The sequence below is a fragment of the Thermodesulfobacterium commune DSM 2178 genome, assembly GCF_000734015.1.
Taxonomy (GTDB): domain Bacteria; phylum Desulfobacterota; class Thermodesulfobacteria; order Thermodesulfobacteriales; family Thermodesulfobacteriaceae; genus Thermodesulfobacterium; species Thermodesulfobacterium commune.
In genome coordinates this window covers 900,372-916,740 of the sequence record NZ_CP008796.1, presented here as the reverse complement: position 1 = coordinate 916,740, position 16,369 = coordinate 900,372, and the positions used below count along the sequence as shown (strand labels likewise).

At 36.6% G+C, this 16,369-nt stretch carries 13 protein-coding genes; 8 read left to right on the top strand and 5 right to left on the bottom strand.

Annotated features, from left to right (window positions below):
- Positions 1-36: 36 nt before the first annotated feature.
- The 5 genes from HL41_RS04560 (at position 37) to lgt (ending at position 6,099) form a co-directional block, all read left to right on the top strand.
- Positions 37-1,245, top strand: a complete 1,209-nt coding sequence (locus HL41_RS04560; protein WP_038549624.1) for an IS110 family RNA-guided transposase — start codon at positions 37-39, stop codon at positions 1,243-1,245.
- A gap of 182 nt (positions 1,246-1,427) precedes the next feature.
- Complete coding sequence (alaS, locus tag HL41_RS04555; RefSeq protein ID WP_038062890.1) at positions 1,428-4,028, top strand: alanine--tRNA ligase; 2,601 nt, start codon at positions 1,428-1,430, stop codon at positions 4,026-4,028.
- Positions 4,025-4,702, top strand: a complete 678-nt coding sequence (locus HL41_RS04550; RefSeq protein ID WP_038062893.1) for a hypothetical protein — start codon at positions 4,025-4,027, stop codon at positions 4,700-4,702. Before alaS ends, HL41_RS04550 begins: the two co-directional genes overlap by 4 nt.
- Complete coding sequence (gene nth, locus HL41_RS04545; protein WP_038062895.1) at positions 4,692-5,330, top strand: endonuclease III; 639 nt, start codon at positions 4,692-4,694, stop codon at positions 5,328-5,330. The genes HL41_RS04550 and nth overlap by 11 nt, the downstream gene beginning before the upstream one ends.
- Positions 5,308-6,099: a prolipoprotein diacylglyceryl transferase gene (gene lgt / locus HL41_RS04540; RefSeq protein ID WP_038062897.1), complete on the top strand. Its 792-nt coding sequence runs from the start codon at positions 5,308-5,310 to the stop codon at positions 6,097-6,099. Before nth ends, lgt begins: the two co-directional genes overlap by 23 nt.
- Here lgt and HL41_RS04535 read toward each other — a convergent pair.
- Positions 6,064-6,882, bottom strand: a complete 819-nt coding sequence (locus tag HL41_RS04535) for a prephenate dehydrogenase/arogenate dehydrogenase family protein (RefSeq protein WP_038062900.1) — start codon at positions 6,880-6,882, stop codon at positions 6,064-6,066. The genes lgt and HL41_RS04535 overlap by 36 nt on opposite strands.
- Before the next feature lie 255 nt (positions 6,883-7,137).
- Between HL41_RS04535 and HL41_RS04530 the strand changes: the two genes are divergently transcribed.
- Positions 7,138-8,346 (top strand): IS110 family RNA-guided transposase, encoded by a 1,209-nt coding sequence (locus HL41_RS04530; protein ID WP_001106093.1) that lies wholly within the window; start codon positions 7,138-7,140, stop codon positions 8,344-8,346.
- A 39-nt stretch (positions 8,347-8,385) separates the two neighbouring features.
- On the opposite strand, the gene recG is transcribed toward HL41_RS04530, so the two are convergent.
- Together recG and HL41_RS04520 are read right to left on the bottom strand one after the other, a co-directional pair.
- Positions 8,386-10,857: an ATP-dependent DNA helicase RecG gene (gene recG / locus HL41_RS04525; protein WP_038061744.1), complete on the bottom strand. Its 2,472-nt coding sequence runs from the start codon at positions 10,855-10,857 to the stop codon at positions 8,386-8,388.
- The gene (locus HL41_RS04520; protein WP_038061741.1) at positions 10,854-11,720 is read right to left on the bottom strand and encodes a glycosyltransferase family 2 protein; all 867 of its coding nucleotides are present in this window, start codon (positions 11,718-11,720) and stop codon (positions 10,854-10,856) included. The genes recG and HL41_RS04520 overlap by 4 nt, the downstream gene beginning before the upstream one ends.
- A gap of 62 nt (positions 11,721-11,782) precedes the next feature.
- Here HL41_RS04520 and HL41_RS04515 point away from each other — a divergent pair, with 62 nt between their 5' ends.
- Positions 11,783-13,078, top strand: a complete 1,296-nt coding sequence (locus HL41_RS04515; protein WP_038061738.1) for a two-component system sensor histidine kinase NtrB — start codon at positions 11,783-11,785, stop codon at positions 13,076-13,078.
- Positions 13,048-14,403, top strand: a complete 1,356-nt coding sequence (locus tag HL41_RS04510) for a sigma-54-dependent transcriptional regulator (protein WP_038061736.1) — start codon at positions 13,048-13,050, stop codon at positions 14,401-14,403. The genes HL41_RS04515 and HL41_RS04510 overlap by 31 nt, the downstream gene beginning before the upstream one ends.
- 36 nt (positions 14,404-14,439) lie before the next feature.
- Here HL41_RS04510 and HL41_RS04505 read toward each other — a convergent pair whose 3' ends face one another.
- Complete coding sequence (locus HL41_RS04505; RefSeq protein ID WP_038061733.1) at positions 14,440-14,796, bottom strand: hypothetical protein; 357 nt, start codon at positions 14,794-14,796, stop codon at positions 14,440-14,442.
- Positions 14,797-15,007: 211 nt separating this feature from the next.
- Positions 15,008-16,348, bottom strand: a complete 1,341-nt coding sequence (gene miaB / locus HL41_RS04500) for a tRNA (N6-isopentenyl adenosine(37)-C2)-methylthiotransferase MiaB (protein WP_038061732.1) — start codon at positions 16,346-16,348, stop codon at positions 15,008-15,010.
- Positions 16,349-16,369: the final 21 nt, after the last annotated feature.

Sequence of the window (16,369 nt, the reverse complement as noted above, 5' to 3'; positions counted from 1 at the left end):
TACTATACCAACAACACCACACAAGGAGGTGCTCCCATGAATTACTTCGTCGGTATTGATGTCTCTAAAGACACTTTTAATATCGCTGTCCTCCATCAACAATCCTTTATCCTCTCCAAACACCTCCCTATGTCTCAAGAAGGTTTCTCTCAGCTTCTCTCCATCCTTAAACAATACCCTAAACCTATCGTAGTCATGGAATCTACTGGAAGATTCTTCCTCCCACTTTATCACTTTCTCCTTGCTAATGATATTCAAGCTTTTGTTATCAACCCAAAAATCCTTCACAGGTTCTTCCAGTTCCTCTCCGCAAACAACCCCTCTAAGTCTGATACCAAAGACGCTAAACTCCTTGCTCTTTTTGCTCAAACTAACCCTCAATTCCTTAACCCTCTCCCACCTGACCATCACCTGAGAAACCTCTCCCGCCTTATCCAAAAACTCAAAAAAGAACTCTCTGAAGCTAAAACCCAAATCAAATACGCCCTCTCTGTTCTCTTCCCCGAAGTTGAAAAACACTTAAACATCTTCTCCTTTTCCTTTCTCAACATACTCCTAAAATACCCCGGTGCTTCCTACCTCAAAAAGGCTTCTACAGATGATATCGCCTCTATCATCAATTCTACCTCCAAAGCAAGAAAACCCTCCTTCTCCCCTCAAGAGATCATAAACCTTGCTAAAAAATCTATCGGCATCCACAACCCCTATCTTTCCCAAACCTTCATCTTCTATATTGAAAAAATACTCTTCCTCGAACCAAGAATCCAAAAACTTGAAAATATGCTCCTTGAAGAAATAGATCACGACCAAAACCAACAAATAAAGCTCATTTCCTCTATCAGGGGAATTTCTCCAAAACTTGCAGTTCATTTTATCGCTGAAGTTAAGGATGTGAACAGATTTTCCAATGCCAAAAAACTTATAAAATATGCTGGCACTGACCCAGTAATAAAACAGTCGGGAAAATTTAGGATAAACATGAGTATTTCTAAACAAGGAAGTCCCTGGCTCAGAAACATTCTTTTTCAGATGGCAGTAGGAGTAGTAACCTGGAATTCTTATTTCAGGGAGTATTTTTTGCGCAAGAAGAAGGAGTTTAAGAGCTATAAGAAAGCAATGGTAGCGGTGATGAATAAGCTCATAAGGGTGATCTATGGACTTTGCAAGAAAGGAAGTTATTTTAATCCTGTCTTGAGTTTTAACTCTAAAAATTTTATTTCTATTTGCGAGGGTTCTCATGCTTAAATCCTATTTCCTGATAGTTGACTCCTCATAGATTGTTAACTTTTCACAAAAATTTACTATAACTTTAAAATAAAGCAAGAACAAGGAAAATTTTTTTGATTTTTATTGAAAATTGCTAAAAAACTTCTAAAATAGAACCTTTAAAGATGGAAAGGGTTTAAAAGTTCAGACGAGGTGATAAGATGAAAGGTTTTGAGGTTAGACAAAGGTTTTTGCAGTTTTTTAAAGAAAGAGGTCATGAGGTTGTTCCTAGCTCTCCTTTGATCCCAGTAGACGACCCAACTCTTCTTTTTACTAACGCAGGGATGGTTCAGTTTAAAAAGGTCTTTTTAGGAGAAGAAACCAGGCCTTATAAAAGGGCTACTTCTTGTCAAAAATGTATGAGGGCAGGTGGTAAGCATAACGACCTTGAAAACGTAGGATATACCGCAAGGCATCATACTTTTTTTGAAATGCTCGGTAACTTTTCCTTTGGAGATTATTTTAAAGAAGAAGCCATTTCTTATGCCTGGGAATTTATTACTCAGGTTTTAGGACTGCCTAAAGAAAGAATCTATGTAACTGTATACAAAGAGGATGATGAAGCCGCCCAGTTATGGAAAAAGATAGCAGGGCTTTCTGAAGAAAGAATCGTAAGACTTGGAGAAAAAGATAACTTCTGGATGATGGGAGATACAGGGCCTTGTGGTCCCTGTTCAGAAATCATTTTTGACCAAGGAGAAGGTTTTGGTTGTCAGTCTCCTCAGTGTGGCCCTGGTTGTGATTGCGATCGATTTCTCGAAATTTGGAACCTGGTTTTTATGCAATACGAAAGAAATGAAAAGGGAGAGTTAAAACCTCTTCCTAAAGGCTGTATTGATACAGGTATGGGACTTGAAAGAATAACCGCCGTTCTTCAAGGGGTTCCTTCTAACTATGATACCGACCTCTTTAAAGGAATTATTGATAAGATCTCAGAGATCACAGGCAAAGCCTTTAAAGAGAATAAAGAAACTGAAGTGGCCTTTAAGGTCATAGCAGACCACATTCGGGCTGCTACCTTTCTTTTGGCTGAAGGGATAGTTCCTTCTAACGAGGGAAGAGGATATGTGTTGAGAAGGATCATTCGTAGGGCAGAAAGGTTTGGACGCCTTTTAGGTTTAAAAGACCCTTTCCTATACCAGATTGTCCCCTCTGTGGTGGCAGAATATAAAGAGGTGTATCCTGAAGTTTTACAAGGTCAGGAATTTGCAGAAAAGGTAATCAGGGTTGAAGAAGAGAAATTTTTAGAAACCCTTGAGACAGGGCTTAACATCCTTGAAAAGGAAGTCGCTCAACTTAAAGAAAAAGGTGTCAATCTCATACCAGGCGATTTAATTTTTAAGTTGTATGATACCTATGGTTTTCCCTATGACTTGGTGAGAGACTATGCCATCGGGATGGGTTTTACCTTAGATACTGAGGGCTTTGAAAAATTAAGAGAAAAGGCAAGAGAAGAAAGCAGAAAAAGCTGGAAAGGTGCTTTAGAAAAATTGCCTGAATTTATTAAAGAAAAGGCTAAAGAAGGAGTACAAACCTTTTTTGTAGGTTATGATACGTTAGAAGCTTCAGCTAAGATATTAGGTTTAGAAAAAGAAAACGGGATTTACTATTTGATTACCAACGTTACTCCTTTTTATCCAGAAGGCGGTGGTCAAGTTTATGACCAAGGATGGGTGTTTGGTAAAGAAGGTAAAGCTCAAGTCTTAGAAGTGTATAAAGTAGGAGACCTGATCTATCATAAAGTAAAACTAATCGAAGGGATACTTAAACCAAACGAAGAAGTTCAGTTAAAGGTAGACACAGAAAGAAGAGCCCATATCGCTAAGCATCATACCGCTACTCATCTTTTACATGCAGCGTTAAGAAAGGTTTTAGGCCCCCATGTAAGGCAAGCTGGTTCGTTGGTAGAAGAAGAACGCTTGCGTTTTGACTTTACCCATTTTTTTGGTTTGACCCAAGAGGAAATAGACCAGGTAGAGGAGCTTGTCAACCGTTGGGTGTTAGAGAACTATCCTGTAGAATTTATGTGGATGAATAAAGAAGAAGCAGAAGCTATAGGAGCAATCGCTCTTTTTGAGGAAAAATACCAAGATGTGGTTAGGGTGGTTAAAATCGGTGATGTTTCTATCGAACTTTGTGGTGGGACTCATGTTAAGAACACAGGTGAGATAGGTTTAGTAAAAATTGTTTCAGAAAGTAGTGTGGCTTCAGGTATAAGAAGAATAGAAGCTGTAGCTGGTATGAAGGCCTATCAATGGGTAAAAAATCAGGAAAGACGTCTGATGAACCTTGCTCAGCTTCTTAAGACTTCTCCTAAGGAATTAGAGAAAAAAGTAGAAGCCTTACTTACACTTTTAGAAGAAAAAGAAAAGGAGCTTAAACGTCTAAAGAGTTTTGACTTGAAACAAGATTTAGAACAAAAACTTTCCGAGGTAGAAGAGGTAGGAGGTATAAAAGTATTGGTTTCCTCTTTTAAAACCGAAAAAATGGAAGACTTAAGGGAAATAGGGGATTGGTTTAAGAATAAGTTAGGTTCTTGTGTGATTTTCCTGATAGGAGAAAAGGAAAAGGGTAGTTTAGCCTTGTGTATGGTTACCAAAGACCTGGGTAATAAACATCCTGCATCTAAGTTTTTTAGAGCCTTGCAACCTCTGGGGCTTAAAGGAGGAGGAAAAGAACTTTTAGCCCAAGGAAGTTTTTCTGAAACACCAGAGGTTAGTAAAATTAAAGAAGAGATTAAAAAAGTCTTGGCTAACAGATGAAGTTTTATACCTTAGAATGGATAAAAGAGCTGTTTAAAGAGTTTGTAAAAAGTGAAAATAGTTTTTTTATCGAAGAAAAAGGTGTAGGCTTTGAGCCAAGATTCTTTTTTTGGGCGTTACTTCATATTTATAAAAAACAGAGTTTACCAGAAATATTTAAAGCCTTAAAGGTTGATTTAGAAGAGTTAGAAACTCTTTTTAATCGGCAAGAATTTGATTTTATGTTCCTAGTAGACCTATTACGTAAAGAGTTTTCCTTTTGGTTCCGAGACATCTTACTGCATAAAGATTTTCAATCACCAGACCTTTTAAGAATAGCTTGGGAGTTTTTGATGCTTGAAGAGCAACTTAGAAAACAAATCCAGATACCCCTTCTTGACCGTTTGAAAAAGCTTATCCTTGATGCAGAAGAGATTATAGAAAAAGGGTCCTCCTCAGAAACTACTTTTAATGAAAGACAGTTTTTGAGATTGTTAAGATTTTTTAACGCTGTAGAAACCTTAGAAAGTTCTTTAAGTGCAAGGCTTGTTGAAAGGGCTAAAGAGGTAGAAAATAAGTTAAACCTTGGCTTTAAAAGTGACATATCACCTCTTTCAGAGGAAGAAAAAAAGGTATTTTATCAAAACCTTATGCAAGGGCTTAAACAAATAGGAGGTTCTTTGGATGGACGTTAAACAAAAGGTAAAACTGGTGATAGAAAGACTTAAAAATTTATATCCAGACGCTAAGATAGCCCTTAAATTTGAAAATCCCTTACAACTTTTAATCTCTACCATACTTTCTGCACAGTGTACTGACGAGAGGGTAAACGAGGTAACGGCAAAACTTTTTCAAAAATACCGGACAGCAGAGGATTTTGCTAAAGCTTCGTTAGAGGAACTTGCAGAAGATATCAAAAGTACAGGTTTTTATCAGCAAAAGGCAAAATACATAAAAGAGGCTTGCCAAATCCTTGTAGAAAAGTATAATGGAGAAGTCCCTAAGACGATGGAAGCCCTTTTAGAACTACCTGGGGTTGCAAGGAAAACAGCCAACATCGTGTTGGCTAACGCTTACGGAATAGTAGAGGGCATTCCTGTTGATACTCACGTTAGAAGACTTTCTCAGAGGATTGGTTTGGTGAAAGCTAATCAGCCAGAAAAAATAGAAAAAGAGCTGATGGAAATAGTCCCTAAGGAAGAGTGGTTTATTTTCCCTTATCTTTTGCAAGCTCATGGAAGAAAGGTATGTTTAGCCAGAAAACCTAAATGTGAAGAATGTGTGATAAAGGATCTTTGCGATGCTTATACATCCAAAAATTGACCCAGTAATCTTTAAAATAGGCCCTTTTGAAGCCCGTTGGTATGGGTTGATGTATGTTATAAGTTTTTTCTGTGTGCTTTTTCTCACAAGGTATCAATTAAAAGAAAGAAACCTTACTCATCTTTATCCCTTTTTAGAAAACCTTCTTTTTTACAGTTTTTTAGGATTAATCCTCGGTGCCCGTTTAGGTTTTTGTTTTTTTTACTATCCTGATTATTTTCTAACCCATCCATGGGAGATAATAGCTATTTGGAAAGGAGGGATGTCCTTTCACGGAGGATTGATAGGTGCGTTGGTAGTAGGGTATGGTTATGTAAAGAGTAAAGGGCAGTCCTTTTTATGGTGGGCTGATTTGATAGCGGTGTGTGCTCCTATAGGGCTTTTTTGGGGGAGGATCGGTAATTTTATCAACGGAGAAATTTATGGAAAACCTACGTCCTTACCTTGGGGTATGGTTTTTCCTGAAGGAGGGTCTTTACCTCGCCATCCTGTGCAGCTTTATGAGGGGTTAGTGACCGGGCTTTTGTTGTTTCTTTTTCTCTGGAGTTTAAGAAAAAAAGAATGGGCTCCAGGGACAAAGTTTGCTATTTTTTTAATAAGCTATGGAGTCTTACGTTTCTTGTTTGAGTTTTTAAGAGAACCTGCCCAGAGTTTTGACCTTATTTTTGGTTGGATGACGATGGGACAGGTTCTTTGCTTAGGAATGATAGCCTTTGGGTTTTTACTTCTTTATTTAGTGAGGATGAGAACTTTTCAAAAGATTTTCTAAGGTTTTAGCTAAGGTTTTTACTTCTTTAAAATTAGTCTCAAAGAAAACTTGAGCCTCAGAAGAGTTTAAAGCCTTGATTAATTTTTTACACTCTCTGTAAAAAAGAGTTCTAAACCGTTTTCCATAAGGGTTATCAACCTGTATTTTGGTATATAGTTTTTCGTCTTGATAGGCTAATCTCTGCAATATTTCAAGTTGCTTTAGAAAACTTGGGGTGGCTAAAGAGACTATTTCTTCAAGGCGAAAACCTGAATGGTTTATGATGTTTCCTAACAATACCAACCAAAAGTGGTTTAATACCTGAACTAATCCCATAATCTGGTCGTGTTTTTTGGGAGAGATTTTTATTAAACTTAACCCATCTTCAGACATAACCTTGATGAACCAGTTTAAAAGATTTTTACCTCGTATCGGAAAATAGGCTATGGTTTTTCCCTTTAGCGAGGTCTCATAAGGACCAAAAAGGGGATGGGTAGCCAACACCTCAGGTTTTTTAAGCAAACTTTTCATTATTTTATAAGGCTCTAATTTAAGAGAACACACATCTAATATCCAGTGTTCTGGAGTAGTAAACTCTGCAATCTCTTCTACTACTTTCGGAAACACAGACATAGGGACAGAGATAAGGATAACTTTAGCTTCTTGCAAAAGGCTTTGATTATTAAGTTGAGTATCTTTATCTGATACAAGCACATAATACCCCTTTTTTTGAAAGAACCTTGCAAAAAATTCTCCCATCTTCCCTTTTCCACCGATGATACCTATCTTAAAGTTATCTTCCATATTAATCTCCTCCTGCAATTTTTATGTTAGTTTTTGCTTAATATATGTTGCGTTGTATAGTAATAATATGGACAACAACAAAATAAAGAGGGACAAGGACTCCATAACTCTTAGGCTTAAAAGCCTCGAGAGGAGTCTGTCCCCCTGTCCCTCAACTCCCAATAAGTTGGTTAGGCTTCCTAAGCCTCTGCCACATGGGAGGATGGAGCGAGGGACTTTTACTATACCAACAACACCACACAAGGAGGTGCTCCCATGAATTACTTCGTCGGTATTGATGTCTCTAAAGACACTTTTAATATCGCTGTCCTCCATCAACAATCCTTTATCCTCTCCAAACACCTCCCTATGTCTCAAGAAGGTTTCTCTCAGCTTCTCTCCATCCTTAAACAATACCCTAAACCTATCGTAGTCATGGAATCTACTGGAAGATTCTTCCTCCCACTTTATCACTTTCTCCTTGCTAATGATATTCAAGCTTTTGTTATCAACCCAAAAATCCTTCACAGGTTCTTCCAGTTCCTCTCCGCAAACAACCCCTCTAAGTCTGATACCAAAGACGCTAAACTCCTTGCTCTTTTTGCTCAAGCTAACCCTCAATTCCTTAACCCTCTCCCACCTGACCATCACCTGAGAAACCTCTCCCGCCTTATCCAAAAACTCAAAAAAGAACTCTCTGAAGCTAAAACCCAAATCAAATACGTCCTCTCTGTTCTCTTCCCCGAAGTTGAAAAACACTTAAACATCTTCTCCTTTTCCTTTCTCAACATACTCCTAAAATACCCCGGTGCTTCCTACCTCAAAAAGGCTTCTACAGATGATATCGCCTCTATCATCAATTCTACCTCCAAAGCAAGAAAACCCTCCTTCTCCCCTCAAGAGATCATAAACCTTGCTAAAAAATCTATCGGCATCCACAACCCCTATCTTTCCCAAACCCTCATCTTCTATATTGAAAAAATACTCTTCCTCGAACCAAGAATCCAAAAACTTGAAAATATGCTCCTTGAAGAAATAGATCACGACCAAAACCAACAAATAAAGCTCATTTCCTCTATCAGGGGAATTTCTCCAAAACTTGCAGTTCATTTTATCGCTGAAGTTAAGGATGTGAACAGATTTTCCAATGCCAAAAAACTTATAAAATATGCTGGCACTGACCCAGTAATAAAACAGTCGGGAAAATTTAGGATAAACATGAGTATTTCTAAACAAGGAAGTCCCTGGCTCAGAAACATTCTTTTTCAGATGGCAGTAGGAGTAGTAACCTGGAATTCTTATTTCAGGGAGTATTTTTTGCGCAAGAAGAAGGAGTTTAAGAGCTATAAGAAAGCAATGGTAGCGGTGATGAATAAGCTCATAAGGGTGATCTATGGACTTTGCAAGAAAGGAAGTTATTTTAATCTTGTCTTGAGTTTTAACTCTAAAAATTTTATTTCTATTTGCGAGGGTTCTCATGCTTAAATCCTATTTCCTGATAGTTGACTCCTTGTTTTATTTAATTTAAGCTATCTCTGAAAGTTTTAATCTTTCCTCCCATCTTCTGGTTAGTTCTTCTTTAAGAATAGGATGTTTACTAAGGTCTGGGTCTTTTTCTATCAAAGAAAAGGCGTCTTCCCTTGCCCACAATAGGATTGGGTAGTCTTTTACTAAGTCAGCTTTTTTAAATTCAAGATATCCAGATTGTTTTGTCCCTAAGAAGTCTCCAGGCCCTCTAAGTTTTAAGTCTTCTTCAGCTATTTTAAACCCGTCGTTGGTTTGACATAATATCTGCAAGCGTCTGTAAGCTTCGCTTTCCATAGATATTTTATAAGCTATCAAAAAGCAGTAAGATTGAGCCTCCCCCCTTCCTACTCTTCCTCTTAGCTGATGAAGTTGAGACAAACCGAACCTTTCAGCATGTTCTATTACCATAACTGTAGCATTGGGAACGTCTACACCGACCTCTACCACCGTAGTAGAAACTAAGATGTCTATTTCTTTGCGCTTAAACTGATGCATGATTTTTTCTTTTTCCAAAGAGCTCATCTTTCCGTGTAAAATCCCTACTTTAAACTCTGGAAAAAATTTTGTTTGTAACTCTTCCCCATAGGTAGTTACTGCCTTAAGGTCGAGTTTTTCTGATTCTTCTATCAGAGGAAGGATTACATAAGCTTGATGCCCCTTTCTTAATTCTTCTTTAACCGCTTCATAGGCTTTGTGTTTGTTATATTCTATAAAAAGTTTGGTGATGACAGGTTTTCTGCCTTTAGGCATTTCGTCTATTATAGAAAGGTCTAAATCTCCGTAGATGGTAAGTCCAAGGGTTCTGGGGATAGGGGTGGCTGTCATAACCAAAGTATCTGGGGTTATACCTTTAGCCTTTTCTCTTAAGGCTGCTCTTTGTAAAACACCAAAACGATGCTGTTCGTCTATGATCACCAGTCCTAATCTTTTAAATTCTACTCTTTCTTGAAAAAGAGCATGGGTTCCTATCACAAAATCTATAAATCCAGTAGCCAATCCATGATGAATTTCTCTTTTTTTAGCAGGAGGGACCCCTCCAGAAAGAAGGGCTACGTTTACTCCCATGAGCTGGGCATAACGTCTAAAGTTATGGTAATGTTGTTCAGCAAGGATTTCAGTAGGAGCCATCATCGCTACCTGATATCCGTTATCTATGGCAATAAGCGCAGCAATAAAGGCTATAACCGTTTTTCCACACCCTACATCTCCTTGTAGAAGTCGATTCATAGGCACTGGACTTGCCATGTCTTTTTTGATTTCTTCTAACACCCTTTTTTGAGCTGAAGTGAGCTCAAAAGGAAGTTTAGCTAAAAAGGCTTTTACTTTTTCTCCGTCTGTTCTAAAAGAGATTCCTTGTTCTTTTTTGACCTTACTTTTTTTTAAAGCCAAGGCTAATTCTAAGAAGAAAAATTCATCATAGGCCAAGCTTTTGTGATAAACGCTTTCCTCTTTTTTAAGCAAAGAAAGGTCTTTTTCATCCTCTGGGAAATGCAACTTTTTGATGGCTAAGTTTAACGGCAAAAGTCTTCTTTTTTTTAAGAATTCTCGTGGAATAAAATTTTCTAAAAAATCTGCATAATCTTCTACCGCATTTTTGATAATCTTTCTTAGTTGCCTCTCACTTAAACCTTCAACCGCAGAGTAAACAGGTACAATCTTTCCTAACTCTAACTCGAGCTTATCCTCTTCTCCTTCTGGTATTATTTCAGGATGGACCATCTCAAAAACCCTACCGAATTTACCTACCTCCCCTATGGTATAAACTCTTTTGCCCGATTGTAAAAGATTTCTCAAAAAAAACTCTTTAAAGTTAAACCACCGAAGGAGAAGAATTCCAGTACCATCAGTAAGCTGGGCTTCAAAGACTTTTCTTCTTGAGGTATAAACAACTCCACTTTTGATGACTTCCCCAAAAACAACCGCCTTTTGTCCTTCTTTTAAATTAGAAATAGGGATTAAATGTCTTCGATCTTCATAATCCCTTGGCAAGAAAAACAACAGGTCTTCGATCGTGTGAATGTCTTTTTTAGCAAACTTTTGGGCAACTTTAGGACCTACCCCTTTTAAAAATTGTACGGGTTTTTTTAGTTCCTCTTTAGCCTGTCTGTATTCTTCTAAGGAAAAAGTCGGCTCTTGATAAAACTCTTGGTTTATCGGTTCTTCTTGAGGTTCTTCAACCTCAGAGGGTTCTTCTTTATTAATTCCTAAGACAATACACAAATCAAACAACGCCTTTATTCTTTCCTTTTTTTCGTCTAAAGAAACCTGGTCTAAACCATAACAAAGCTCTAAAAATTTTTCTCGATAAGGCTCAAATTCTTGAGGAAGGTTTTCTATAAATTTTAAAAGTGTTTTTTCTAAGTATTTTATTTTGTGCAGATTTTGAAAATTATTTTTATAGGCAAACTCTAAGGGTTTAGTAAACTTTGTTAACCAATCTTCTTTGGTAAACATTTTTTCTTCTTTCATAGTTTAGGTAAGGATTTCAAAGGGCTAAATACAGATTCTTTAAAGGTTTCTTCAAAAAGTTTTTTCAAATTAAAAGCTTGATTAAGGTTGCCGTGTTTCAAAGCCCCTCTATAAAAGATATTAAACTTATTTTTAGCTTCTCCAAATAGTATCAATTTCTGTTCTAAACTTAATTCCTTTTGGTAGTTTTTAAAGAGTTTTATGAGGGCTAAAGTTCTATAATAATCAAGCCCTTTGGTAGCAGAAAGCTGATCTTCTCTTCCACCGCTTTTGATTACTAAAGGTTTAGGTATCAATCCTACAGGAGTTTTTATCGCAACCCTTAACCAAAATTCGTAGTCTTCACATACCCAAAATTCTTCGTCAAAGACTCCAATTTCTTCAAAAAGTTCTTTTTTTATCAAAACTGTAGACATAGAAACAACGCACAACTTAACAGCTCTTTCAAAAAACCAACCTTCGGCTTTTTTGTGAATCTTTTTTGGGTTAAGTCTTTTTTCCCCTTTGTACCAGATCTCATCTGTCTGGACAATTTTATAAGAAGGATGTTTTTCAAAAAAGAGTAATTGTTCTTCAAGTTTGGTAGGGGTAAACATATCGTCGCTGTCTAGAAAGGCGATGTAACGCCCTTTGGCATGAAAAAGCCCCCTATTTCTGGCATGAGCTACCCCTTTCCTTGGTTTTTTTACATAGACTACAGGGTATCTGGTAATAAGTTTAGGGGTTTGGTCTGTGGACCCATCGTCTACTACGATGATTTCTAAGTTTTTAAAGGTTTGGTTTAGTACACTCTCTATAGCCTTAAACAGGATATAAGCCCGATTGTAAGTAGGTATGATTACGCTTACTACAGGGGTTTTCATCGAATAAAATTATACCTTTATTTTAGAAGATTGACAGAGTTATGGTATATTAGAAAATTACGATGGAGAAATTAAAACAAATTTTTAAACAGATAAGTTTTAAATCTGCTCTGATTTTATGGGGTGTGGTAGCCTTAGCTATAATTACCCTGTTTTTAAGTGCGATTTTTTCTTATAAAAATTCAAAGCTTTTAGCCCAGAAAGCCCTTGAGGACCAAGCTATGATGATAGCTATCACCCTTCAAGGAGTTATGACTTATACCAACCTTGATGAGATTAACTACAACACCTTTTTAAACATCATTTTAAGCCAAAATTGGGAAAACTTAGAATTTATAATGCTTTATGACGAAGACGGAGACATTATTCTTCATTCTAACCCAGAACTGATAGGTTATAAAATAGACCTCGAAGAATTAATAGAGTTAAAAAGGCACAAGCTTCCTTATTATCGTTTTTATTCAGAACCAGAAGAACCTTATAAACAGATTTTTCTGGCAGATTTTAATTTTTATACTCAAAAATATAATCTTTATCTTAGGGTAGGGCTAAATATAAATACCTTTTTGTTTATCGTAAAAAGGGCTCAGTTTTTGTTTTTGTTAAAAATGCTGGCCTGTTTAGGGCTTTTAGTAGCAGGTGGGATAGGCACTAAGTTTCTTATCCATTATGAACATATGGCACTTAAGATGAAACAATTAGAAAGTATTTCTACCATGGCTAAGATTTTATCTCATGAGATCAGGAATCCCTTAGGAAGTATCAAAGGTTTTTCCCAGTATTTAGCAGAAAAGATAACCGAGAGAGATTATAAAAGATATTTAGGAATTATTTTTAACGAGGCTTTAAGGATAGAAAGGTTAACAGATGAGTTGATTTTTTATGTTAATCCTGTCAAGATAGAGTCTAAGCATTTTGACCTGAGAGAACTGGTAGAAGAGGTTTGGTTAAGTTTTAAAGATAAATATCCTCAAGTAGACGTAACTTTTTTTGTTAAAGGAGAGGATTTTAGTATCATAACTGACCCTGACAAATTAAAAGAAATAGTGGTAAATTTAATTCAGAATGCCTTTGATGCGGTGTTGGAAACCAACCAGGAGAAAAAAGAGATAAAAGTAGAAATAGAAGACAAAGGAGAAACCCTGAGGTTAGGGGTGATAGACAACGGGGTAGGTATGGATGAAGAGACTTTGAAAAAAGCGTTTACTCCTTTTTTTACTACCAAACCTAAAGGCTCAGGTTTAGGTTTGGCAATAGTAGAAAAGCTATGTGAGGCGATGAAAATTAAAATTAAGGTTCAAACCAAACCAGGGGAAGGAACGGCTATATGGTTAGAAATGCCAAGATTTTTATCTTAGAAGACGACCTTTCTTTTGCCACCCTTTTAGAGGTGTTGCTAAAAGAGCGAGGTTATCAGGTAGAAACCTGTGAAGACCCTGAGTTAGCTTTTAAAAAGGTGTTTGACTTTAACCCTGACCTTATCATTACAGACCTTAAACTTCCTAAGATGAACGGAATAGATTTTATCGAAAAGGTAAAACCTGTCTTACCTAATACCTTGTTTCTAGTGATAACCGCCTATGCTACTGTAAGTTCTGCGGTAGAGGCCATGAAAAAGGGGGCTGTAGATTATATTACCAAACCTCTTTCCAGTCCTGAAGACTTTTTAAGTTTAGTTCAAAACATCTTAGCTAAAAAACCCAAGGAAGATCTTAAGGAAGAAACCCAAGAAGAACTTCCTCCTTTAGAAATCTTATTTTTAGGGATGGAGGAAGTTTACGATAAAGTAGTAAAAGTAGCCCCTACAGACACTACTGTGATTTTATACGGTGAGACAGGTACAGGAAAGTCGTTGATAGCTAAGGTCATCCATCGTCTTAGCCGAAGGCCAGGTAAATTTGTAGAGGTTAATTGTGCAGCCATCCCTGAAACGTTAATAGAAGCCGAACTATTTGGGTATGAAAAGGGTGCTTTTACAGGGGCCTTAAAGAGTAAACCCGGAAAGATAGAGTTAGCCAAAGATGGAACGTTGTTTTTAGACGAGATTTCAGAGATGAACCTCACCGTACAGGCAAAATTTTTAAGTGTATTGCAAAATAGAACTTTTGAAAGGTTAGGGAGTTTAACCTCTATAAAGACTAACGCCAGGTTTATTACGGCAACCAACCGGGACCTTATCAAGTTGGTTAAAGAAGGTAAGTTTAGGGAGGATTTGTTTTTTAGGATTAATGTTTTTCCTGTAGAGGTAAAACCCTTGAGAGAAAGAAAACAAGCTATATTAAAAATAGCGGAGTTTATCATCCATAGATTAGCTAAAAAGTTACAACGAGACCCTTTACCGTTGAGCTCACATTCTAAGGAATTTTTGTTAAAATATCCCTTTCCAGGTAACGTAAGAGAACTTGAAAACTTGTTAGAAAGGGCTTTCCTGATGTCAGAAGGCAAAGAGATTGAGGTAGATTTGGGATACCTACAGGCCCTTCCTTTTTCTACAGAAATTAAACCTTTAGAGAAAACCAGTCTTCTATCCGAAGATGTGGTAGACCTTAGATCCTTAGAAAAAAACGCTATCATAGAAGCTTTAAAGAAGACCAAAGGGAATAAAAAAGAGGCTGCCAAACTTTTAGGGATTTCTCTGAGAACCCTTTATTATAAACTAAAGGAATACGATATTAAGTTTTAAGTTTTGTAACCACTTTGATAGTAAAAAGAGAAATTTTTACCACCCACATAGTTTTCTAAAGTTTAGCCCTTTTCTTGGACCATAGGGAAGCCCTTTTTCATAAGCCTTTTTTTGAATTTCAACCCTGATTTTTTGAATTTCTATTTCCTTTTGCTGTATAGCCTCCCAGTTAGGTGGGTTTTGTCCCCACAAGACACGCAGTTCAGAAGAAAGCTGCAGTTGTTTTTGCCAGAGAGGCTGTATTTCTTGACAAAACTCTTTAACTTTTATAGGGTTTAGATTAGGAGGATAATATTTACCTCCTACCATCGTTTCTTTTTTCGCAAAGGCTATACCTGTAACTATTAAACCCAAAAAGCTAAGCATTATCAAACTTGCCGCTATCCTTCTCATTGATAATACCTCCTTTCTCAAAGTTTTAATATTAAAGTTTTAACTTTAAAGAACACACAAAAAACACGCTCACACAACTCTCAGCAAAAAACATACCATTTTAAAAAATTTTTCTTATGATAGACCTGCTAAACTTTATCCAAAAGTAGATAAATTAAACTGTAGTTTGATTTTGTAAAAATTGCAATTTTTGTATAAATTGCAATTTAGTTTATTTTAGAATTTCAAGATACCTACCCTTTAAAGAGTGTTTTCCTGCTTCTTCTATTCGAACCTTAACTAATCTACCTTTTAGGTCAAGCCTTGGAGAGTAAAAATTCACTATTACGTTTGTGCTGGTACGTCCCATAAGTTGAGTTTTAGATTTTGAGCTAAAACCTTCAACCAACACTTCCATTTCTTTCCCTACATATTGTTGGTAGATTTCTTGGGTAATAGTTTTTTGTAGTTCCTGAACAAGTTTTAGTCTTATCTCTTTTTCTTCTTCAGGAATTTTGTCCTCGAAATTTTTAGCTGTGGTAAACGGACGATCTGAGTACTTAAAAGAAAAAATTTCATGGTACCTTACTGTTTTTAGCATTTCTAAAGTTTCTTCAAAATCCTCCTCAGTTTCTCCTGGAAATCCTACAATGATATCGGTAGTAATAGCTATGTCAGGAATTAGCTCCCTAAGTTTTGCTACTTTTTCTAAATATTCTTCTTTAGTATATTTACGGTTCATTCGTTTTAATATTCTGTTTGAACCAGCCTGAAGAGGGAGATGGATATGATGACATATTTTGGGATTTTCAGCCATAGTTCTTATTAGTTTCTCTGAAAGGTCTTTAGGATGACTGGTAGTAAACCTTATTCTCCATAAGTCTTCTATGGCTGCGATTTGGTTCAAGAGTTCTGGAAAATCAGGATAACCCTTTTCCTTTAGCCCATAGGAGTTTACGTTTTGTCCTAAAAGGGTAACCTCCCTTACCCCTAATTCTACCAATCTCTTTATCTCTTCTATGATTTCTTCTGGAGGTCTACTTGTTTCTCTTCCTCTGACATAAGGAACGATACAATAAGAACAAAAATTATCACATCCTTGCATTATCGTGACAAAAGCAGTAACCTTTTCGGTGTTTTTAGATAAAGTCTCCTCAGGAAGCACTAAAGGTGGTTTAAACTCGTTAGTTAATTCGGTTAACACAATAGGTTTAGGATCCTTTTGAAGTTTAGTTATAACCTCCTTTATTTGATAAAAACTTTGGGTTCCTAACACGAAATCTACATAGGGAAGTTTTTTAATCAGGTTTTCTCCTTCTTGTTGGGCAACACATCCTATAATACCTATGAGGAGATGTTTTTTTTTCTTTTTTAAGGGTTTATACCTCCCTACCTCACTATAGACTTTGTGTTGAGGTTTTTCCCTTACAGAACAGGTATTTACTATGATAAGGTCTGCTTCTTCAGGGTTATCGGTAGGAACATACTCTTCTTTTAAAAGAATGAGTACCTTTTCTGAATCGTTTTCATTCATTTGACAACCAAAAGTTTTTATATAAACCCTTTTCTTCATAGCAAATTTTAATTATAATTC